At 68.5% G+C, this 17,942-nt stretch carries 12 protein-coding genes and 2 pseudogenes; 8 read left to right on the top strand and 6 right to left on the bottom strand.

The features are described 5' to 3' along the window. Nucleotides 1-81: 81 nt before the first annotated feature. On the bottom strand, nucleotides 82-2,520 hold the full coding sequence (locus J2851_RS24140) for a bifunctional diguanylate cyclase/phosphodiesterase (protein ID WP_209769451.1): 2,439 nt from the start codon (nucleotides 2,518-2,520) through the stop codon (nucleotides 82-84). A 64-nt stretch (nucleotides 2,521-2,584) separates the two neighbouring features. Beyond that, on the bottom strand, nucleotides 2,585-2,713 hold the full coding sequence (locus tag J2851_RS36375) for a hypothetical protein (protein WP_281416084.1): 129 nt from the start codon (nucleotides 2,711-2,713) through the stop codon (nucleotides 2,585-2,587). 581 nt (nucleotides 2,714-3,294) lie between these two features. Here J2851_RS36375 and J2851_RS24135 point away from each other — a divergent pair. Continuing rightward, on the top strand, nucleotides 3,295-5,613 hold the full coding sequence (locus J2851_RS24135; RefSeq protein ID WP_209769450.1) for a PAS domain-containing protein: 2,319 nt from the start codon (nucleotides 3,295-3,297) through the stop codon (nucleotides 5,611-5,613). A gap of 374 nt (nucleotides 5,614-5,987) precedes the next feature. Then, nucleotides 5,988-6,386 carry a type II toxin-antitoxin system VapB family antitoxin gene (locus tag J2851_RS35965; protein ID WP_246500892.1) on the top strand — a complete coding sequence of 133 codons (399 nt, stop codon included), beginning with the start codon at nucleotides 5,988-5,990 and terminating at the stop codon, nucleotides 6,384-6,386. Between the two features lie 50 nt (nucleotides 6,387-6,436). Here J2851_RS35965 and J2851_RS36750 read toward each other — a convergent pair. Continuing rightward, a pseudogene (locus J2851_RS36750) lies at nucleotides 6,437-6,730 on the bottom strand (plasmid pRiA4b ORF-3 family protein); the annotation flags it as partial. A gap of 410 nt (nucleotides 6,731-7,140) precedes the next feature. On the opposite strand from J2851_RS36750, the gene J2851_RS24120 reads away from it, so the two are divergent. Genes J2851_RS24120 through J2851_RS24105 form a run of 4 tightly spaced genes read left to right on the top strand, consistent with a single transcriptional unit; the run spans nucleotide 7,141 to nucleotide 12,312 of the window. Continuing rightward, nucleotides 7,141-8,118 (top strand): glycosyltransferase family 10 domain-containing protein, encoded by a 978-nt coding sequence (locus J2851_RS24120; protein WP_209769447.1) that lies wholly within the window; start codon nucleotides 7,141-7,143, stop codon nucleotides 8,116-8,118. A 36-nt stretch (nucleotides 8,119-8,154) separates the two neighbouring features. Then, nucleotides 8,155-8,877: a hypothetical protein gene (locus tag J2851_RS24115; RefSeq protein ID WP_209769446.1), complete on the top strand. Its 723-nt coding sequence runs from the start codon at nucleotides 8,155-8,157 to the stop codon at nucleotides 8,875-8,877. 4 nt (nucleotides 8,878-8,881) lie between these two features. After that, nucleotides 8,882-11,512, top strand: a complete 2,631-nt coding sequence (locus tag J2851_RS24110) for an O-linked N-acetylglucosamine transferase family protein (protein ID WP_209769445.1) — start codon at nucleotides 8,882-8,884, stop codon at nucleotides 11,510-11,512. Beyond that, nucleotides 11,509-12,312, top strand: a complete 804-nt coding sequence (locus J2851_RS24105; protein ID WP_209769444.1) for a galactosyltransferase-related protein — start codon at nucleotides 11,509-11,511, stop codon at nucleotides 12,310-12,312. Before J2851_RS24110 ends, J2851_RS24105 begins: the two co-directional genes overlap by 4 nt. Nucleotides 12,313-12,345: 33 nt before the next feature. Here J2851_RS24105 and J2851_RS24100 read toward each other — a convergent pair. Both J2851_RS24100 and J2851_RS24095 read right to left on the bottom strand, forming a co-directional pair. Beyond that, nucleotides 12,346-12,995 (bottom strand): annotated as a pseudogene (locus tag J2851_RS24100) (ISKra4-like element ISAzba1 family transposase); the annotation flags it as partial. Nucleotides 12,996-13,122: 127 nt separating this feature from the next. Continuing rightward, the gene (locus J2851_RS24095; RefSeq protein ID WP_246500890.1) at nucleotides 13,123-14,364 is read right to left on the bottom strand and encodes a lactonase family protein; all 1,242 of its coding nucleotides are present in this window, start codon (nucleotides 14,362-14,364) and stop codon (nucleotides 13,123-13,125) included. A 223-nt stretch (nucleotides 14,365-14,587) separates the two neighbouring features. Between J2851_RS24095 and J2851_RS24090 the strand changes: the two genes are divergently transcribed. After that, a complete protein-coding gene (locus J2851_RS24090) occupies nucleotides 14,588-15,058 on the top strand; it encodes a calcium-binding protein (RefSeq protein ID WP_209769443.1) in 471 nt (156 codons plus the stop codon). Between the two features lie 23 nt (nucleotides 15,059-15,081). Beyond that, on the top strand, nucleotides 15,082-15,372 hold the full coding sequence (locus J2851_RS24085; RefSeq protein WP_209769442.1) for a hypothetical protein: 291 nt from the start codon (nucleotides 15,082-15,084) through the stop codon (nucleotides 15,370-15,372). Nucleotides 15,373-15,470: 98 nt separating this feature from the next. Here the strand turns inward: J2851_RS24085 and J2851_RS24080 are convergent, their stop codons facing one another. Further along, nucleotides 15,471-17,831 (bottom strand): glucose/quinate/shikimate family membrane-bound PQQ-dependent dehydrogenase, encoded by a 2,361-nt coding sequence (locus tag J2851_RS24080; protein ID WP_209769441.1) that lies wholly within the window; start codon nucleotides 17,829-17,831, stop codon nucleotides 15,471-15,473. Nucleotides 17,832-17,942 lie beyond the last annotated feature (111 nt).

Raw genomic sequence — 17,942 nt, 5'->3', positions numbered from 1 at the left:
TGTGCAGCACCCGCTATGCCGTGGTCATCCTCTGGTTGGGGCGCGCGGGGCAGGGCGACCATCGCGTTGGGAATGGGGGCATCAGCGCGCAACGGTCGTGGCCATGCACCATGCGGTGTCGGGTGTCCAGCCACGCACCCACGGCAGGAAAGCGGAGGCTGGCATGGGACGGGCGATGGCGTAGCCCTGGGCAAGATCGCAATGCAGCGCCATCAGAATGGTGCCGTGCTCGACCTTTTCCACGCCTTCGGCCACCACGGTGCGGCCCAGCCCCTGGGCCAGGACGATGATGCTCTTCACGATGGTCAGGTCATCGGCATCGTCCTCCAGGTGGCGGATGAAGGATTGGTCGATCTTCAGCGTATCGACGGGCAGGTGGCGCAGATAGGTCAGCGAGGAGTAGCCGGTGCCGAAATCGTCCAGCGCGCCGCTGACGCCTAAGCGCCGGCAGGCGTCCAGGGTTCGCTTGGCGTGGGTGATGTCCTCCAGCGCCGCCGTTTCCACCACCTCGATCTGCAACATCCGCGGCGATACCGACGGGTGTTCGGCCAGCATCGCCGCCAGCCGTGTCGGAAAATCCGGCTGCAGCAGGTGCGAGGCCGCGATGTTGACGCTGACCGGGATGGCGTGGCCCTCCGCCTGCCAGGCGGCGATCTGGGCCAGGGCGACGCGAATCACCCACTCGCCGACCTCCACGTCCAGGTTGGCGCTCTCGATCAGCGGCAGGAATTCACCGGGCGGCAGGAAGCCCTGATCGGGATGGTTCCAGCGGATCAGGGCCTCGGCGCCGACGACGGTGCCCTGGCGCATGTTGACCTTGGGCTGGTAATGAAGTTCGAACTGACCGGATCGCAGGGCCGCACGGATGCGGTCGCGGTTGGCCTGCCCGGCGGCCTGGTTCAGGTCCTCGTCCGGATCGTACAGCCGATAGCCGTTCCGCCCCGCGCTCTTGGCCTGGTACATGGCGTGGTCGGCGTGACGCAGCAGGGTATCGGGGTCGGCGCCGTCGAGCGGATAAAGCGTCACGCCGATCGAGGCGGTGACGGTCAAGGGTTCGGCCAGTTCGGGAATGCTGATGGGTTGACGGATGACCGCGAGCAGGCGGTTCAGGCAGATGTGGCATTGCTCCAGCCCGTCCAGGCCGGGCAGAAGCACGACGAACTCGTCACCGCCCAGGCGTGCCAGCGTGTCGTCCGCCCGGATCACGTCGCTCATGCGCTTGGCCAGCTCCTGCAACAGAATGTCGCCGATGTGATGGCCAAAGCGGTCGTTGATCGGCTTGAACCCATCCAGGTCCAGATAGCCCACGGCCACCGTCCGGCCGGTGCGCTTGGCATGGATCAGCGCCTGTTCCATGCGGTCGGCCAGCAGAATGCGGTTGGGCAGGCCGGTCAGGGCGTCGTGGTGCGCCAGACGCTGCAAGGCCTGCTCGGCCTGGTTGCGGGCTTCGAGGAATTCGTTGAAGGCGGAGGCGACGGTGCGGATCTCCGAACTGCCCCCCTTGTCCACCGCCGTCGTCGGCTCGCGCCGGCGCATCCGCGCGGCGCGCTCGCGCATCGCTTCGGCCAGATCCTCCAGCGGTTTGAGCAAGCGCTGGGCGGACCCCCACAGCAGCGGAGTCACCACCAGGATCAACAGCACGGTGGTGACGATCATGCGTTGCTGAATGGTGCGGATCGGGCTGAAGGCCTCTTCGGCCGGGATGACCGAAGCCAGGATCCAGCGGGTGGTTTCAAGCCTCTTGAACGTGAACAGCCCCTTGAGCCCCCGGCTGTTCACCCCTTCGCCGGTTCCCTCGAATCCTTCCAAGGCCCGGTCCAGCTGGGGGTTCACACCAGGGCTGGCGATCGGCTGCATGATGCGGCTTTTGTCCGGGTGAATGACCGTGGTGCGGTCCTCGGTCACCAGGTAGTAATAGCCGCTTTGCCCCACGCGACGGTCCGACAGCAACCCGAGCAGGTTCGGTTTGTGGAGGTTCAATACCCCGCCGATGATCCCGAACAAGCGGCCGTCGGCGTCGAGAACGGGGGCGGCGAGCACGATGATCGGCTGGCGTGTCGCCTTGCCAAGGATCGGCCGGGATATGGTCGGGCGCAGGGTCGCGCGCACCTGCTGGATGTAGTCGCGGCTGCTCATGTCGAGGCCGCGCCGTCCGGGCTTCTCCGGCCAGTCCACCAGCAGCCTGCCGTTGGCGTCGAAGATGTACAGGTCGTCCACCAGGCTGAGCAGGGCGGTCTCCTCCCGCAAGTGACGCTCCAGCGCCGCCGGGTCGGACAGCATCGACCGCGGGACCACCGTGCCCGCCTGAGCCAAAGCCAGCAGCCGCTGGGCAAACTCGTTGTCCAGACGGGCGGACAGTTCGGACAAAAGATCGAACTGCTGGATTTCGATCCGCTCCAGAACCTCACTGCGCAGCGAGTAGAACTGCAGAACCGACTGCGCCAGCAGCAGCAGGCCGCCCAGCAGGGTGGCGCCGAGAGTCAGCTTCAGCTTCAGGCTGCGGTTCTGAAAGAAGGTCACGGTGGTCTACGCTCATCAATGGTCGTCAGGCATGAAGGCAGCGGCCCTTTTTCGCCACGCAGCGTTACGCCTCACTGAATTCCTCATCCTTTGCGCTGTCGTACAACGCAACGTTGGATTTCAGCGCCATGCCGATCAACATGACGGTCGACGCCGGCAGGATTTTGGCCCGGAACTTCACGTTGCTCAGCAAGTCAGACCCTTCCGCAGCATGAAACACTCTGATCGGCGCAGCCTTGATTGCTGCAAGGCAACGGTTTCGGACGCATATTCAACATTTGCATCAAATTCTTTTGAACTTTTAGCGCATTGATGCCGGTATTTCTATGGAACGTTCTACGACAAATAGCCGCAGGCGATCGCTCAGGCCGCGCGCTCGCCCTCCTGGGTCATGACTTCTGAAATCCGCGGCCGATCAGAGTGCATGAAAATGCCAGGACCTTTAATCTGTAGCGTACCTAATGTTTCATCGGAAACATGAAGCCACTCGCGATAGACGGCCTAATGTTTCGGAGCAATGGAACAAATGTTTGCCGCGCACGCTTCGCTTGCAATCTTATTCTGCGAATACGACGTTCTTCCGGCTGGACGGGCACAATCCGTGACGAGTAAGCTGACAAGAAGCTCGGCTTTCCACATGCCGCGCCAATGCCGACGCGTTGAGCTTCCAAAATGCACCACCACGCCCATTCGAGCGATCTTTCGACTCGGCATGTCCAAACGTCCAGCCGCTCCCTGACGTTTGCGGACCTTCCACTTCTTGAGACTTTGTGGATGCCGGTGTGGCTGTTCGACAGCGAAAGCGCACGCATGGTCTGGGCCAACCGAGCAGCGCTCGACCTGTGGGGGGCGTCCACTCTTCAGGAATTCCTGAACCGCGATTTCACCGACATGTCTGACGCCACGCGGACCCGCTTGGCAACGCTGGCCAGGCAACTGGCCGCCGGGGAACCGGTCATCGATCAATGGACGTTCTACCCCAACGGGCAGCCGGTTACCGCGCGGGTGCGCCGCACCGGCATGGTTCTGCCCGACGGGCGGCTGGGCATGCTGCACGAGGCGGTCATCATCGACCAGCCCGTCGACCCGTCCACGCTGCGGGGCGTCGAGGCGCTGCATCACACGTCGGTTAAAATCTCCTTGTTCACACGCGACGGCACGCCGCTCATGCGCAACCCCGCGGCTCAGAAGGCGTTCGGGCCGGTCGGCCTGGGGGGAGAAGGGGACCGTCTGGCGTCGCATTTCCTGCATGAGGCGGACCGGCGGGCTCTGCTGGACGCCTTGGATCGCGGCGACACGTTCAGCCGGTTCGTGGAGGTCGTGACGCGTGGCGGACGCAAGTGGCATGGGGTGGATGCCCGGATCACGACCGATCCGGTGTCCGGTGCCTTGGTTGTCTTGATGAACGAACGCGACGTGACGGAGCAGGTCCGGGCGGAACAGGCGGTGAGGGCCTCGGAGCGTCGCCTTGCCCGCATGGTCGAGCTTCTTCCCGCCGGGGCCGCTTACGTGGAAGGAGAAGCGGTCTTTCTGAACCGTGCCGCCGAAAGCATCACAGGCTACGCACGCGACGAGGTGCCTTCGCTCGATGTCTGGTGCCGCGTGGCTTTTCCGAAGGATCACGAGGATATTCGCCGTCGCTACGATGCCGCCCGGGCAAGCGGAGCGCCCGTGTCGGTCGAGCTTCCCATCCTTCGCAAGGACGGAGCCTTGCGCTGGGTGTTGTTCTCGGCGGTGTTCGCGGAGCATGGCGAGGTTTGGCTGCTGCAGGACGTGACCGATCATCGGGCGGTCACGGAAGCGCTCCATCGGGAACGGGTCATGCTGCAGAGCCTGATCGAGTCGATGCCGGACATCGTGTTCTTCAAGGACACCGACGGCACGTACCTGAACTGCAATCGCGCCGCGCTGGAATACGCGGGGCACCCGATGGAACGCGCCATGGGCCGAACGGACCGCGACTTGTTCGACGCGGACACGGCCGAGCGGCGGTGGCGCACCGACCGTCTCGCCATGGAGAAGGGGTTTTCGCGCACCGAGGAATGGTTCACCTACCCCGACGGCCGTCGGGTCCTGGTGGAGACCGCCAAGGCGGCCTGCCGCGACCGGGACGGGACGGTGTTGGGCGTCGTCGGCATTTCCCGGGACATCACGGAGCGCCGGCAGTCCGAGGATCAGTTGAAACGGCAGCGCGCCCTTCTTCAGGGGATCATCGATGCCATTCCGGACGCGGTGTTCTTCAAGGACCGTGACGGCGTGCTCCGCAAGGTCAACCGCGCCTTCGCGGCCTGGCAGGGCAAAACACCGGACGCCATGGTCGGGACGCTGTGTCACGAGCATTGGCCTGCCGAGCTGGTGGAAGATATCCGTCGCACCGACGCGGCGGTGTATGCCGAGGACCGGCCTTGCCGGAACGAGGAGTTCGTCCCGCAACCGGACGGCAGCACCCTCTGCGTGGAGATGCTGAAAGCCCCCATTCGCGACGACGGCGGTGAGTTGCTGGGGCTGGTCGGCATCGGCCGGGACATCACCGAGCGCAAGGCGGCGGAGGAAAGGCTGCGCCGGAGCGAGGCCGAAAAGGACCATCTGGCCCACCACGACGCCCTGACCGGTTTGCCCAATCGGCGCCTATTCTTCGATCGCCTGACGACGGCGCTCGCGCGCGCAGACCGTTCGCAAGGGACTGTCGCCCTCCTCTTCATCGATCTCGACAAGTTCAAGGCCGTGAACGACACCCTGGGGCACTCGGCCGGTGACGTGGTCCTGCGTGTCTCCGCGGACCGCATCGTGACTTGCCTGCGCAAGGCCGACACCGTCGCCCGAATGGGCGGGGACGAGTTTGCCGCCATCCTGGAGCAGGTGCATGGCGAGGACGACGCGCGTGCGGTGGCGGACAAGATCGTCGAGGCGCTCGCGCATCCGATCCGCATTGCCGACCAGGACGTCCACGTCGGCGCCAGCATCGGGGTGGCGCTCTACCCACAACACGCGCGAGACGCCGGTGCGCTGCTCGCCGCCGCCGACACGGCCATGTACACGGCCAAGCAACCGGACCGGCACGAGCATGTCATCCTCTTTTCCCCGACACGGTAGCTCCGTCCGAACAAACCGCTGACCATGTCGTGGCACGCGCTGACGTCGGAACGGACGGAGCGATTCGGTGCTGATCCGCGGGGCGCTGAGAAGCTTTGGACTGGTTCCTGACCGTCGATCGGCTTGAGGAAAGGGCAGGGCGGCCCCGGAACTTTCCGGGTGCGGTCCGGCCCCGTGTTCCCGATGGAAAATCCAGGTATTTCAACATGGTGCCGTCGTGATGATACTGTTCGATGGAATAACTTCTGCTAGTTGCGTGGCTCTTTTCCCATTATGCCGATAAGGGCGCTTATCGGCGCTGGCGGCCTTGCCGCCACGCGCGAAACCGCCTAGGATTCTGCAGAAACGCATTCCCTTTTCCGCAGGATTCGCCGGTGCCGATCAACATCAAGAACGGCGAGGCGGACGTCCTGCTGGCCGAGCTGAAGGCGGCCACCGGCAAGGGCACCTCGCAGATCGTCCCGGAGCTGCTGCGCCGCGAGGCGCAGCGCCTGCGCGCCCGCCGGGTCCGCAGCGCCGACGACGCCGAGGCCCGCATGGCCATCCTGCTCGCCGAGCCCGACGCCGCGCGCTACGCCCGCGGAGAAATCGTCGGCGAGAAACGGTTCGCGGGCTTTGGCGCGATACAGCGCTTCTTCCAATCCCAGCGCGTGTCCGGGTCATCCAGAAGGCCGGTCTGCGTGTCGAGCACCACCGCCTCGACCAGACGCGCGATCGTGGCGATGTCGTCCAGAGCGTCGAAGCCGACGGCTTCCCGGCGCCGGTCCGCATAGCCTTCCGGCCCACCACAGTCCTCCGGCGGACAGGTGTGGTCTCCAGCGATGCAGACCGGGTAAAAGCGCCCCGGCTCGGGCTCCCGACGATCCTCGACCCGAACCTCATGCCGCCAGAGCGCAGTCATATCGTAATCGTAGGTGAATTTGGTGCCCTTACGGAACCGGAAGGCATCCAAGGGGACCCGTAGCGACGAGACGCCCAGCTCGAACGAGCCGTAATGGACAGCATGGATCCGGAACCGGTAGAGGTGAATGCCTTCCTAGCCCATGGCCACCTGAAGAACACCATGCAGGTCTTCAAGGGTGAACGCGGCCGGCACCAGAAGCCGTCGCCAAACCATCGGGCTGACGTCCAGGAGGCGGACCTTCACCTGAAGGATCGAATCGCTTGACGGTTCGGACGATGAGTTTTTGGCGGGAGGCTGTCGGGGCATCAGGAGGTCCGCTTTCCGGAAGCTCCGACCCTACACTCCCTCGGATCCGCCGGTCTACCCGACCGCCCCACACTTCTGCATGCTCTCAGCCCCCTCTGCCGATGACCGCGGCCAGATGCCCTTTGATCCAGCAGCTGTAATCCTGAATAGCCCAACGCCGGGTCCCAACAACGTTCCGTCTTCAAACAACTAGGCCGGAAAATTGGGCTGGTCACCGCGCGGTGGCGAACCTATCGTGTGCGCGTCGCCGCCGTCCGGCCAGGGACGGCGGCCAGAGACGGCAAACGGGCAGCAGGGCTCCGGAGGACGTGGGCGGAATGATCGATCAACGGACCAGCGCGTTCCTGGCGGACTTCCTGGCGTCCCCCCGGCCGGATCCGGCCCTTCTGGACCGCTTCCTGCTGCACGGACCCGATCTCGGCCGCCGCGGCGCGAAGCCGGGGCTCAAGGTCGCCTTCCATGATTTCTGGCCGGAATTCGACCCGTCGTCGAACTTCTTCGTCGCGATCCTGTCCGGCCGCTTCGACGTATCCGTCGTCGCGGACAACAGCGACCTCGCGATCGTGTCGGTGTTCGGCGGCCGGCACCATGAGGCGCGCGCCGCACGCTGGCTGTTCTTCACGGGCGAGAATGTGCGGCCGCCGCTCGACGGCTTCGACATGTCGCTGTCGTTCGACCGCATCGACGACCCCCGCCATTACCGCCTGCCGCTCTACGTCGTGCACGCCCACGACCATCTGCGGGAGGGCGCCACGCCGCATTTCTGCCACCCGGTGCTGCCGCCGGTCCCGCCGACTCGGCAGGAGTTCGCCGACCGCAAGTTCTGCGCCTTCCTCTACAAAAACCCCAACGGCACACGCCGCAACGAGTTCTTCCAGGCGCTCTCGGCCCGGCGCCGCGTGGAGTCGGTCGGCTGGCACCTCAACAACACCGGCACCGTGGTGAAGATGGGGTGGCTGCCGAAGATCCGCGTCTTCTCGCGCTACCGCTTCGCCTTCGCCTTCGAAAACGCGTCGCACCCCGGCTACCTGACGGAAAAGATCCTGGACGTGTTCCAAGCCGGGGCGGTGCCCCTCTACTGGGGCGATTCCGACGTCGGGCGGGAGATCGCCCTGGACAGCTTCATCGACGTGTCGCGCTTCGCTTCGGACGAGGAGGCCTGCGCGGCCATCCTTGCCGCCGACGACGATTACGACGCCTATTGCCGTTACCGGAGCACGTCTCCCTTCCTGGGCGTGGACGAGTTCCACTTCGACGCCTTCCGCTTGGCCGAATGGATCGAAAGCCGCCTCTGACGGCGGAAGCCCGAGACGGCAGAAGAGAGACCTCCCATGAAGCGCGTGCTCCTCAACTACGCCGACGGCGCCTTCACGACGGCGCAAAAGCACAACGCGAAGACCGGGCTGGAGATCGGCGGCTTCGACAACGTGGCGGTGATGGGGCGCCAGCACATCGACGCGGACTTCGCCGCGCGCAACCACCACATCCTCAGCCAGCCGCGCGGGGCCGGCTATTGGCTGTGGAAGCCCTACGGCATCTGGATGATGCTGCGGAACCACCTGGAGGACGGCGACGTCCTGTTCTACAGCGACAGCGGCGCCCACTTCGTCCACCGCGCCGACCCGGTCATCGACCTGTGCCGGCAGCGGCGTGACCTGCCGATCCTGCTGTTCACGCTGGAGGACCATCACCGCAACCGCGTCTGGACGAAGCGCGACTGTTTCCAGGTCATGGGGCTGGACGAGCCCGCCTACACCGACGCCGCGCAGATCCTCGCCAGCTTCATCGTCGTGGAGCGCCGGCCCGAGACCATCGCCTTCGTCGCGGAGTGGCTGGCGCTCGCCCAGGACGCCCGGCTGATCACCGACGCGCCCAACGAATGCGGGCTGCCCAACTATCCAGAGTTCCGCGACCATCGCCACGACCAGAGCATCCTGAGCCTGCTCGGCCGCCGTCACGGCCTGTCCACCCTTCCCGACATCTCGCAATGGGGCGATGGCCGGCGCCCGGCGGACATCCCGCGCATCCTCCTGCACACCCGCTGGCGCGCGTGACGGCATGACCAGCGTCGCGCGCGCGATGGCGGCGGAAAGCGCCGGGAATTGGCAGGCGGCGGAGGCCTGGTACCTCAAGGCCCTGGAGGCCGAACCGCGCGACGCGGCCGTCCTGCACCGGCTGGGGGTCGTCCTCCACCGCCTCGGGCGCCCGTGGGAGGCGGTGGCCCGGTTCCAGGCGTCGCTGGCCATCGCCAAGGACGCGGCCGGGAAGCTGGAGGTGTATCTCGACTTCGGCGCCGCCCTCGGCGCGGTGACGCGGTGGGACGCGGCGGAGGCGGTCTATGCGGCGGCCCTGCGGCTCGCCCCCTCCTCGATCGACGCGCATTACGGGCTGGCGATCGCCCGGCACAGCCAGGGCCGCCCGCGGGAGGCGGAGCCCCATTACCGCACCGTGCTGGCGGCGAATCCCGGGCTGGGGGCGGTTCACGGCAACCTCGGCGTCGCCCTGGAGGACCAGGGGCGCTTCGTCGAGGCGGCCGACGCCCATCGCGAGGCGGCGCGCCTGGCCCCCGCCGACCCGGCGGCGTGGCGCCGGCTGGGCGTGGCCCTGCATCACCTGAAGCGCATCGGGGAGGCGAAGGCCGCCTACCGCACAGCCATCGGCCTCGCCCCCGACGACGCGGACGCCTGGCGCAGCCTGGCCTGCCTGCTCGACGCCGGCGGTCCGGCGGCCGAGGCCTGCGCCGACGGGCGCCGCGCGGTCGCCCTCGATCCGGCGGACGGGCGGAACTGGCAAGCGCTGGGCAACGCCGCGCACGCGCTGGAGCGCTGGGACGTGGCGCTGCGCGCCGCCTCGGCCGCCGTGCGCATCGACCCGTCGGACCCCGGGGCGCGCAACAACCTCGCCAGCGCGCTGTGGGCGTCCGGCCGCCCGCGGGAGGCCGTGGACCAGTACCGCTCCGCCCTCGGCCTGCGGCCCGATTTTCCGGTCGTCGAGATCAACCTCGCCCAGTCCCTGTCCGGCCTGCGCGACACGGATGGGGCGCTGGCGGTCCTCCGCGGCCTTCTCGCCCGCGACCCGGAGAACGCCGGCGCGTGGCGGGCGGCGGGCGGCGTGCTGATGGACGCGGCGCGGCCCGACGCTGCCGTCGCGGCCTTCCGCCGCGCCATCGCCGCCGCGCCGGGCGACGCGGAGACCTATGTCGACCTGGCGGGGGCGGCCGTCCTGGCCGCCTGGAGCGACCAGGCGGTCGCGGCCTGCCGGCGGGCGCTCCGGCTCGCCCCGGGGCACGCGGCGGCTCTCGGCCATCTGGTGCAGCAGCAGAAGCTCGCCTGCGACTGGACCGACCTGGAGAGCCGGGAGGCGCTGCTCGTCCAGCGGGTGCGCGACGGGGCGGCGGGCGTGCCGCCCTTCATCCTGCTGTCCTGCCCATCGACGCCGGCCGACCAGCGCTCCGCCGCGGCGCGCTGGGCGGCGTCGAAGGCCCTGGGCGCAACCCCGGTCGCGCGGCCGGCGCCCCCGGCCGGGGCCGGGGATGGGGCCGGGGATGGGGACGGGGACAGGCGCCTGCGGATCGGCTATCTGTCCTCGGATTTCCGGGAGCACGCGCTGGGCCACCTGATGGTCGACGCGCTGGAATCGCACGACCGCTCCGGGTTCGCCGTCACCGCCTACTCCACGGGCATGGACGACGGAAGCCCGCTGCGCCGACGGTTCGAGCGTGGCATGGAGCGCTTCGTCGACCTGCGCCGGCACGCGGACGGCGACGCCGCGCGGGCAATCGCCGCGGACGACATCGACATCCTGGTCGACCTGACGGGGTTCACCTCCTTCTCGCGGACCACGATCCTGGCCGCCCGCCCGGCGCCGGTGCAGGTCAACTGGCTCGGCTATCCCGGCACCTTCGGCGCGGGCTGGGTCGACTACATCATCGCCGACCCCACGGTGATCCCGGCGGGCGAGGACGAGTTCTTCACGGAGGCGGTGGTGCGGCTTCCCGACTGCTACCAGCCCAACGACCGCCACCGCGCCATCGCCGACACGACCCCGACGCGGGAGTCCTGCGGCCTTCCGGCCGACGGCTTTGTCTTCTGCTGTTTCAACAGCCCCTACAAGCTGATGCCCGCGGTGTTCGATGTCTGGGCGCGCCTCCTCCGGGCGGTTCCGGGGAGCGTGCTGTGGCTCTACGCCGGGAACGCGGCGGTGGCCGGCAATCTCCGCCGCGAGGCCGAGGCCCGCGGCATCGCGCCGGACCGCCTCGTCTTCGCCCCGCCCCGCCCGCACGCCGAGCACCTCGCGCGGCACCGGCTGGCCGATCTGTTCCTCGACACGCTTCCCTACAACGCCCACACCACGGCCAGTGACGCCCTGTGGGCCGGGCTGCCGGTGCTGACCCGCCGGGGCCCGACCTTTGCCGGGCGGGTGGCGGCGAGCCTTCTTCAGGCGGCCGGGCTGCCCGAACTGGTCACCGACGGGCCAGAGGCCTACGAGGCGCTGGCCGTGGCGCTGGCCCGGGATCCGGCGCGGCTCCGCGCGCTGCGCGCGCGGCTGGCGCGCAACCGGCCGACCTGCGCCCTCTTCGACACCCCCCGCTTCACCCGGCACCTGGAAGCGGCCTACCGGGCAATGTGGGACATCCACCGCGCGGGCGACCCGCCCCGGCCGATCACGATCACGAGGACCGATCCATGACAGGCACCGACAGCGCCGGCCGGCGGCTTCACATCGTCGTGCCATACCGCAACCGGGAGAGCCATCTCCGGCAGTTCATTCCTTGGATGAGCGCCTATTTCGACCGCATCGACCCGCGGATCGACCACCGCGTCACCATCGTGGAGCAGGAGGCCGGGCTTCCCTTCAACCGCGGCGCGCTCAAGAACGCCGGCTTCCTGCTCGGGGAAGGGACGAGCGACTACACGTGCCTTCACGACGTCGATTACCTGCCGGTGGACGCCGACTATGGCTGGGCCGACGTCCCCACCCCCATCCTGTGGTACGGGGCCGAGCAGCGGCCCGTGGCGCCGGGACGATCCGACAAGACGGTGACGACGAACCTGGAGAGCACGATGGGCGGCGCGCTGCTGATGCCGAACGCGGTGATGCGGCAGGTCGACGGCTATTCCAACGGCTATTGGGGTTGGGGGTACGAGGATTTCGACTTTTCCCTGCGCATCCGCGCGCGCCGCATCCCGACCGGCCGGCGCAAGGGACGCTTCCAGCCGCTCGACCACGACAACGACGGCTTCACGCCGGAGGCGGCCCCGTCCCCCATCGCGCTGGTCAACCGCCGTGTATTCCAGGAAACCTGGTCGACAGGGCGGATCCCGACGGGCGACGGCCTGTCGACGCTGTCCTTCGACGTGCTGGACCGCGCTCCTTGCGACGACGGCACGCCGCCCAGCGCGCGGGGCCGATGGGAGATCGTGCGCGTGCGCCTGAACCACGCCCCGCGCCCGGGCCAAGCGGAAGCGGACCGCGCCGGCGCCGCCTGATTGTTTGAGAAGCCGTCTCAAACCTGGGGGGCGTTACGCCGCCCGGCGAAATGGTCGGCGGGCGTATGGCTCGGTCGCGGCGTGGTAGCTGCGCTGGCCCTTGCGGGCTCCGCGGCGAGTGTGCCGTTCATCACCGCGGTGCGCACCGTCCGCATCCGATGAGCGCCCCGCGGAGACCAGCGCATTTGCTGGTTGGCGCCCATGCTCCGGTGCAGCAGGCGCTGGACGGTGCTTTCGGTCGTCGCCGTGGAAATGGCCTCGCTCCGATGCCGGGCGGCAGCGTCGTCGATGATCAGGTCTGCTTGCCCGACGATGTACGTCTCCAAGGCGCGCAGCAGCGCGGCGACTTTCCGGGCCGGCGGGTCGTCAGCGGCTTCCAAAGCGGCGTCGAGGTCGGCCTCGGCCGGCAGGCTGCTGAAAACGACCTCCCGCCCCTGATCGTTGCCCACCCGCGCGAGCATCACCTCGAACGAGCGCACCTGGTAAGTCTTGATCGACTTCACATGCCCCGCGTCGATGGCCAGCGTGATCGCCGTTGCCGGGGCCGACGAACACTCGTCCGGCGGGACCAGCGCCGCCCGTTCGAGCCGGGCGCCGACCTGGAGCGTGCGCCGACGGATGGTCTCCACGTCCGGGGCCGTGTCCAACGGCAACAGGTCGGCCAGCAACGCGCCGCACCGACGCCGAAAGCGACAATGCGCGCCGTCCTCGCCCGTCACCTCCATCATGACCCGCCACTTCAGGGCGCCCCCCGGTTCGCTGCCGTCCCAGCGCCCTTTACCATCCTCCCCCAGGTTCGAGACGGTCTTCTTATCCCTTCACCGCCCCCTCGCCCGCGGGATTGAAGAGGATGCAGACGGGGCTGCCCGTGCGGGCCACCGTCCCCAGCGGATCCAGACCGCCCGTGCGCGGATCGATGCGGAAGCCGACGATGGTGTCGCTGTCCTCGTTGGCGGCGAACAGCGTGTCGTCGGTCGGGCCGAGGGCGAAGAAGCGCGGCGTCCGTCCGCCGGAAAGGTGCCAGCCCGCCGCGGTGAGCCGCCCGGTGACGCCGTCCACCGCGAACACCGCGATGCTGTCGTGGCCGCGGTTGGAGGCGAAGACGAAGCGGCCGGACGCCGTCACGGCGATTTCCGCGCCTCGGCTGTTCCCGACGAAGCTGTCCGGCAAGGCGGGAAGCACCTGGAAGGGCACGAGGGCTCCGGTCCCGGCGTCGAAGCGGCAGGCGGTGACCGTCGAGTCGAGTTCGTTGACGACGTAGGCGAAGCGGTTCGATGGGTGGAAGGCGATGTGGCGCGGCCCCGCCCCTTCGCGGGACTCCGCCGCCGTCCCTTCAACCTCCGAAAGCTTCCCGGTCGCCGTGTCGAGGCGGAAGACGAAGGTCCGGTCCAGGCCCTTGTCGGGAACCGCGATGTAGCGGTCCGTCCCGTCGAACAGGGCCTGATGCGGCTTGGGGAAGGGCTGTTCCACCCGGTGCGGGCCGATCTTGCCCGTCAAGGTGACGAGGTCGCACAGTTTGCCCAGAGAGCCGTTCTCTTCACGCGGCAGCACGGCGAGCGACGAGGTGATGTGGTTGACGACGATCACGAAGCGGTTGCCGGGGTCGACGCAGAGGTGGACCGGGTTCTTTCCGCCTGTCGACTCCTGATTGAGGAACGTCAGTTCTCCCGAGGCCGGGTCGATGCGGAACGCGCTGATCTCGCTGCGGTCGCCGTGCACGGCGTAGAGGAACCGGCGGTGCCGGTCGAAACAGAGGAAGGAGGGATTGACGAGATCGCGCAGCACCTGCACCGGCGTCCAGGTGGCCGCGGCCGGATCGACCCGGTACACGCTGAGCCCCTCGCCGCGCGCGTTGCGCTCCCGGGTCGTCCGGGACCCGACATAGGCGAAATAAGGGGTGCGGGACACCGACATGCCCTTTGGTGCTCCCTGTTCGCCGAGGCGTTCGTTGCCGACCGGCTGCGCCCCCGCGTCCTGCGCCCCCAGCACGCCCGCGCAAGCGGAGCCGGCGATCAGCCCCGCCATGGTCCGGCAGAAGCGGCGGCGCGGCATGCCCCTATCCGTGGCCGGCACTCGCCGATCGCCGGATGTCTCGGAGAGCGGTTCGTGATGCATGGCGTTCCTCCCTGCAGAATGGCGGCGCCCCGGGTCCGGCCGGAACACCCATGCATCAACCTATAGAGATATATCTTTCGAATGTACATCCGTAATGCCGAAGTGGTGGGTTCCATAATCCGCCAAGGTGGATTTCGGGAATCAAGGACTGTATGTTGGGTTGCAGCCCGAAAGTGATCCAGCTCATTCCGGCACCGACACCGCCGCCGACTGTTGGGACACGCAGGACACCGAGGGGGTCGAGGCGATCTACCGGCAAGAGCTGGCCAACGGCTTCACCCCCTACGCCACCAGCATCATGCTGAACCGGATCGACCTGCCGACGCCCGACGCCGGCGTGCATGATTTCGGAGCGGACGCGGTCATCGCGGCCGGGACGAGCCAGTCGGAGCGACGGCACGGCGGATCGGGCGACGACGCCCTTTTCGGCGGGGCGGGAGCCGGCACGCTGTCCGGTGGCGAGGGGAGCGATTACTTCGGCGGGGACGGCGGCAACAACGACGACCAGCTCTATGGCGGTGAAGGGCACGACATCCCTCTGGGCGGCAGCGGCATCGAGCTGGTGAACGTCTATGACAGCGCCATGCGCTTCGACATGTCGGGCGACGGCATCGCCGACCGCACGGCGTAGGCGGCGGCGGACCGGCGGAGGTGGTGGCGGGCAACGTCGTCAACGCCTACGCCCGCTACGAAACGGTGGACGGCCGTGCCGGCGTGATTGGCGACGCGACGCTGTCTGCGACGTCCGGAGCGGCAGCGGAGAACCCCGCATTTGTGCCGAACGATGAGGTGATGGGCATGCCCGGCAGCGACAACGCCCTGCACGAGCCGGTCGCGGCGATGGCCTACTTCGACGCGCCGACCGAGACGACGGTGATCGAGGTTCCAGTGTTCGTGGAGGAGGTCGTCTACCCGGTGGACGGGAATCTGAGAAAAGCCGCGTAGCCGGGCGATGGGACAGGCGGGCTCTCCCTTCGTGAAGAACCCGCATGTCGCCTGCCCCCAACGCGTCACCGTCACGGGTGTGTCGCGGGCTTCTCCGATTACCCGGGTGGCAGCGCGTAGGCAACGACCGCGTCGCCCGCCTTGGTGCCGGTCGAGCCGTGGCCGCCCGCGACCACCAGCAGCATCTGACGCCCGCTCGGGGCCAGATAGGTCATCGGGGTGGCCTGCCCGCCCGCCGGCAGTCGGCTTTCCCACAGCTGAGCGCCCGTGGTCACATCGTAAGCCCGCACGTAGTAATCCAGCGTGCCGCTGAGGAAGGCGACGCCGCCCGCGGTCACGATCGGCCCACCGAGGTCGGGAACGCCCATCCTGAAGGGCAGGGGCACCGGCGCGAGGTCGCGCACCGTCCCGTTCCGGTGCTGCCAGGCAACCGTGCCGGTCGTCAGGTCGGCGCCGGCGACATAGCCCCAGGGCGGCGCCGTGCAGGGCAGGCCGAGCGGCGACACGAAGGGGTGCAGGTCCACCGCGAAGGGCGCGCCGTAATTCTCGTTCAGGCCGGGCTTGCCATTGGAGACGTAGTTCGTCGTCGCGTTCTCGCGCGGGATCAGCTTGGACACGAAGGGCAGGTAGGCGGGCGTGGCGAAGACGATCTGCCGGACCGGGTCCACGGCCACGCCGCCCCAGTTGAAGACACCGAAGTTGCCGGGATAGACCAGCGTCCCCTGGGTCGAGGGCGGGGTGTAGCGGCCCTCGTAGCGCAAGCGGCGGAATTCGATGCGGCAGGCCAGCTGGTCGAACAGGGTGGCGCCCCACATGTCCCGCCCTTCCAGCGGGCGCGGCGGCTTGAAGGTCAGCGCCGACGTCGGCTGCGTGGGTGCCGCCGTGTCGCCCGCCGCGGCCCCCTGTGGCGCCGGTTCCTCCTTTACGGGCAGGATCGGCTTGCCAGTGCGGCGGTCCAGGACGTAGATGTCGCCCTGCTTGGTCGGCGCCACCAGCGTCGGCACCGTGCCCTGGTCCGTCTTCAGATCCAGAAGGCTGGGCTGTGCCGGAACGTCCATGTCCCACAGGTCGTGGTGCACCGTCTGGAAGACCCAGCGCATCTTCCCCGTCGTCAGGTCGAGCGCCACCACCGAGCTGGAGACGCGCTCCGTCTCCGGCGACCGGTTGCCGCCCCACTGGTCGGGCGGCTGGTTGCCGATCGGGACGTAGACCATGCCGAGCGCCTCGTCCACGCTGAAGGTGGTCCAACTGTTCGGGGAGTTGGTGGTGTAGGTCTGGTCCGGCCCGATGGGGGCGGTCTGGTCGGGTTTGCCGGAGTCCCAGTTCCAGACCAGCGCTCCGGTGATCACGTCGTAGGCCCGGATGACGCCGGACGGTTCCATGGTCGAGACGTTGTCGTTGACGGCCCCGCCGACGATGACCAGCCGGCCCGTGACCGCGGGGGGCGAGGTCGAGTAGTAGAAGCCGTCCTTATGATGCGGCATGTTGCGCCACAGGTTGACCGTTCCGTGGTCGCCGAACCCCGCGCAGGGGTGGCCGGTGTCGGCGTCGAGCGCGATGAGGCGGGCGTCGGCCGTGGGCATGAACAGGCGATGCGGGCACGCGGCGCCGGACGGCCCCGCCTCCTGCCCGGCCGCCGCGGGCGCCTCGTGGTAGGACAGGCCCCGGCAGGTCAGGTGCTGGCGGTTGGTCTCGTCCGGGACCTTGGGGTCGAAGCGCCAGCGCTCCTCCCCCGTCTCCGCGTTCAGCGCGATCACCTGGTTGTGCGGCGTGCAGAGGTAGAGCGTGTCGCGGATCTTGAGCGGCGTTACCTCGTAGGTCGTCTCTTTCGGGTCGTCCGGCCGGCGAACGTCGCCGGTGTGGTAGGTCCAGACGGCCTCGAGCCGGCCCACGTTCCGGGGAGTGATCTGGTCGAGCGGCGAATAGCGGTCACCGAACTCCGTGCGGCCGTAGGCGCGCCAATCGCCCGCGGGCTGGTTGCCCTGCGGAGCGGGGGCGGCAGCGGTCCGCACCGGCAGTCGCCCATCCCGGTCGAGCGGATCGAGCGCCAGGGCCGCGACGGCGACGCCGGCGGCGGCCACGACGGACAGCGCCAGCGGGATGCCGGCGCCGCGCCAGGCCGCCGGCGGCCGCCCCGTCCCGTCCCGCACCAGCGCCCGCGTGACCCAGGGCAGAAGGAGCCACAGGCCGACCAGCACGACCACCGCGCCGCGCGGGGCGAGCTGCCACCAGTCGAAGCCGACCTCCCACAGGGCCCAGGCCAGCGTGCCGGCGACCACCGCCGCGTAGACCCACAGCGCCCGGCTGCGGCGGGCGATCAGCAGTCCCCCGGTGGTCAGGAGTCCGACCCCGGCCAGGGCGTAGTACCAACTGCCCCCGAGGGCCACCAGCCAGACTCCGCCGCCAGCCAGAGCGAGCCCCAGAAGGCCGATCACCGCACCGCTCGCCACCGCGATCATCCGTTCAACTCCGCCTTGTTTTCCCAAGCTGGCCCCGGCGTTCCGCAATCGTGCCTCAGGCCATGCCGGCCTACGGCCGCCGGTTTCCGGAATGGCCGCTGTTCCCGGACG

The sequence above is a fragment of the Azospirillum rugosum genome (assembly GCF_017876155.1).
GTDB lineage: Bacteria > Pseudomonadota > Alphaproteobacteria > Azospirillales > Azospirillaceae > Azospirillum > Azospirillum rugosum.
Note: the sequence above shows the minus strand (reverse complement) of the source record. Positions and strands in the feature narration are given on the sequence as shown.

Excerpts from the sequence above, each read along its gene's own strand:
- J2851_RS24135 (WP_209769450.1), top strand. The coding sequence starts at position 3,295 with ATGCCGGTGTGGCTGTTCGACAGCGAAAGCGCACGCATGGTCTGGGCC.
- J2851_RS24120 (WP_209769447.1), top strand. The coding sequence starts at position 7,141 with ATGATCGATCAACGGACCAGCGCGTTCCTGGCGGACTTCCTGGCGTCC.
- J2851_RS24115 (WP_209769446.1), top strand. The coding sequence starts at position 8,155 with ATGAAGCGCGTGCTCCTCAACTACGCCGACGGCGCCTTCACGACGGCG.
- J2851_RS24110 (WP_209769445.1), top strand. The coding sequence starts at position 8,882 with ATGACCAGCGTCGCGCGCGCGATGGCGGCGGAAAGCGCCGGGAATTGG.
- J2851_RS24105 (WP_209769444.1), top strand. The coding sequence starts at position 11,509 with ATGACAGGCACCGACAGCGCCGGCCGGCGGCTTCACATCGTCGTGCCA.
- J2851_RS24095 (WP_246500890.1), bottom strand. The coding sequence starts at position 14,364 with ATGCCGCGCCGCCGCTTCTGCCGGACCATGGCGGGGCTGATCGCCGGC.
- J2851_RS24080 (WP_209769441.1), bottom strand. The coding sequence starts at position 17,831 with ATGATCGCGGTGGCGAGCGGTGCGGTGATCGGCCTTCTGGGGCTCGCT.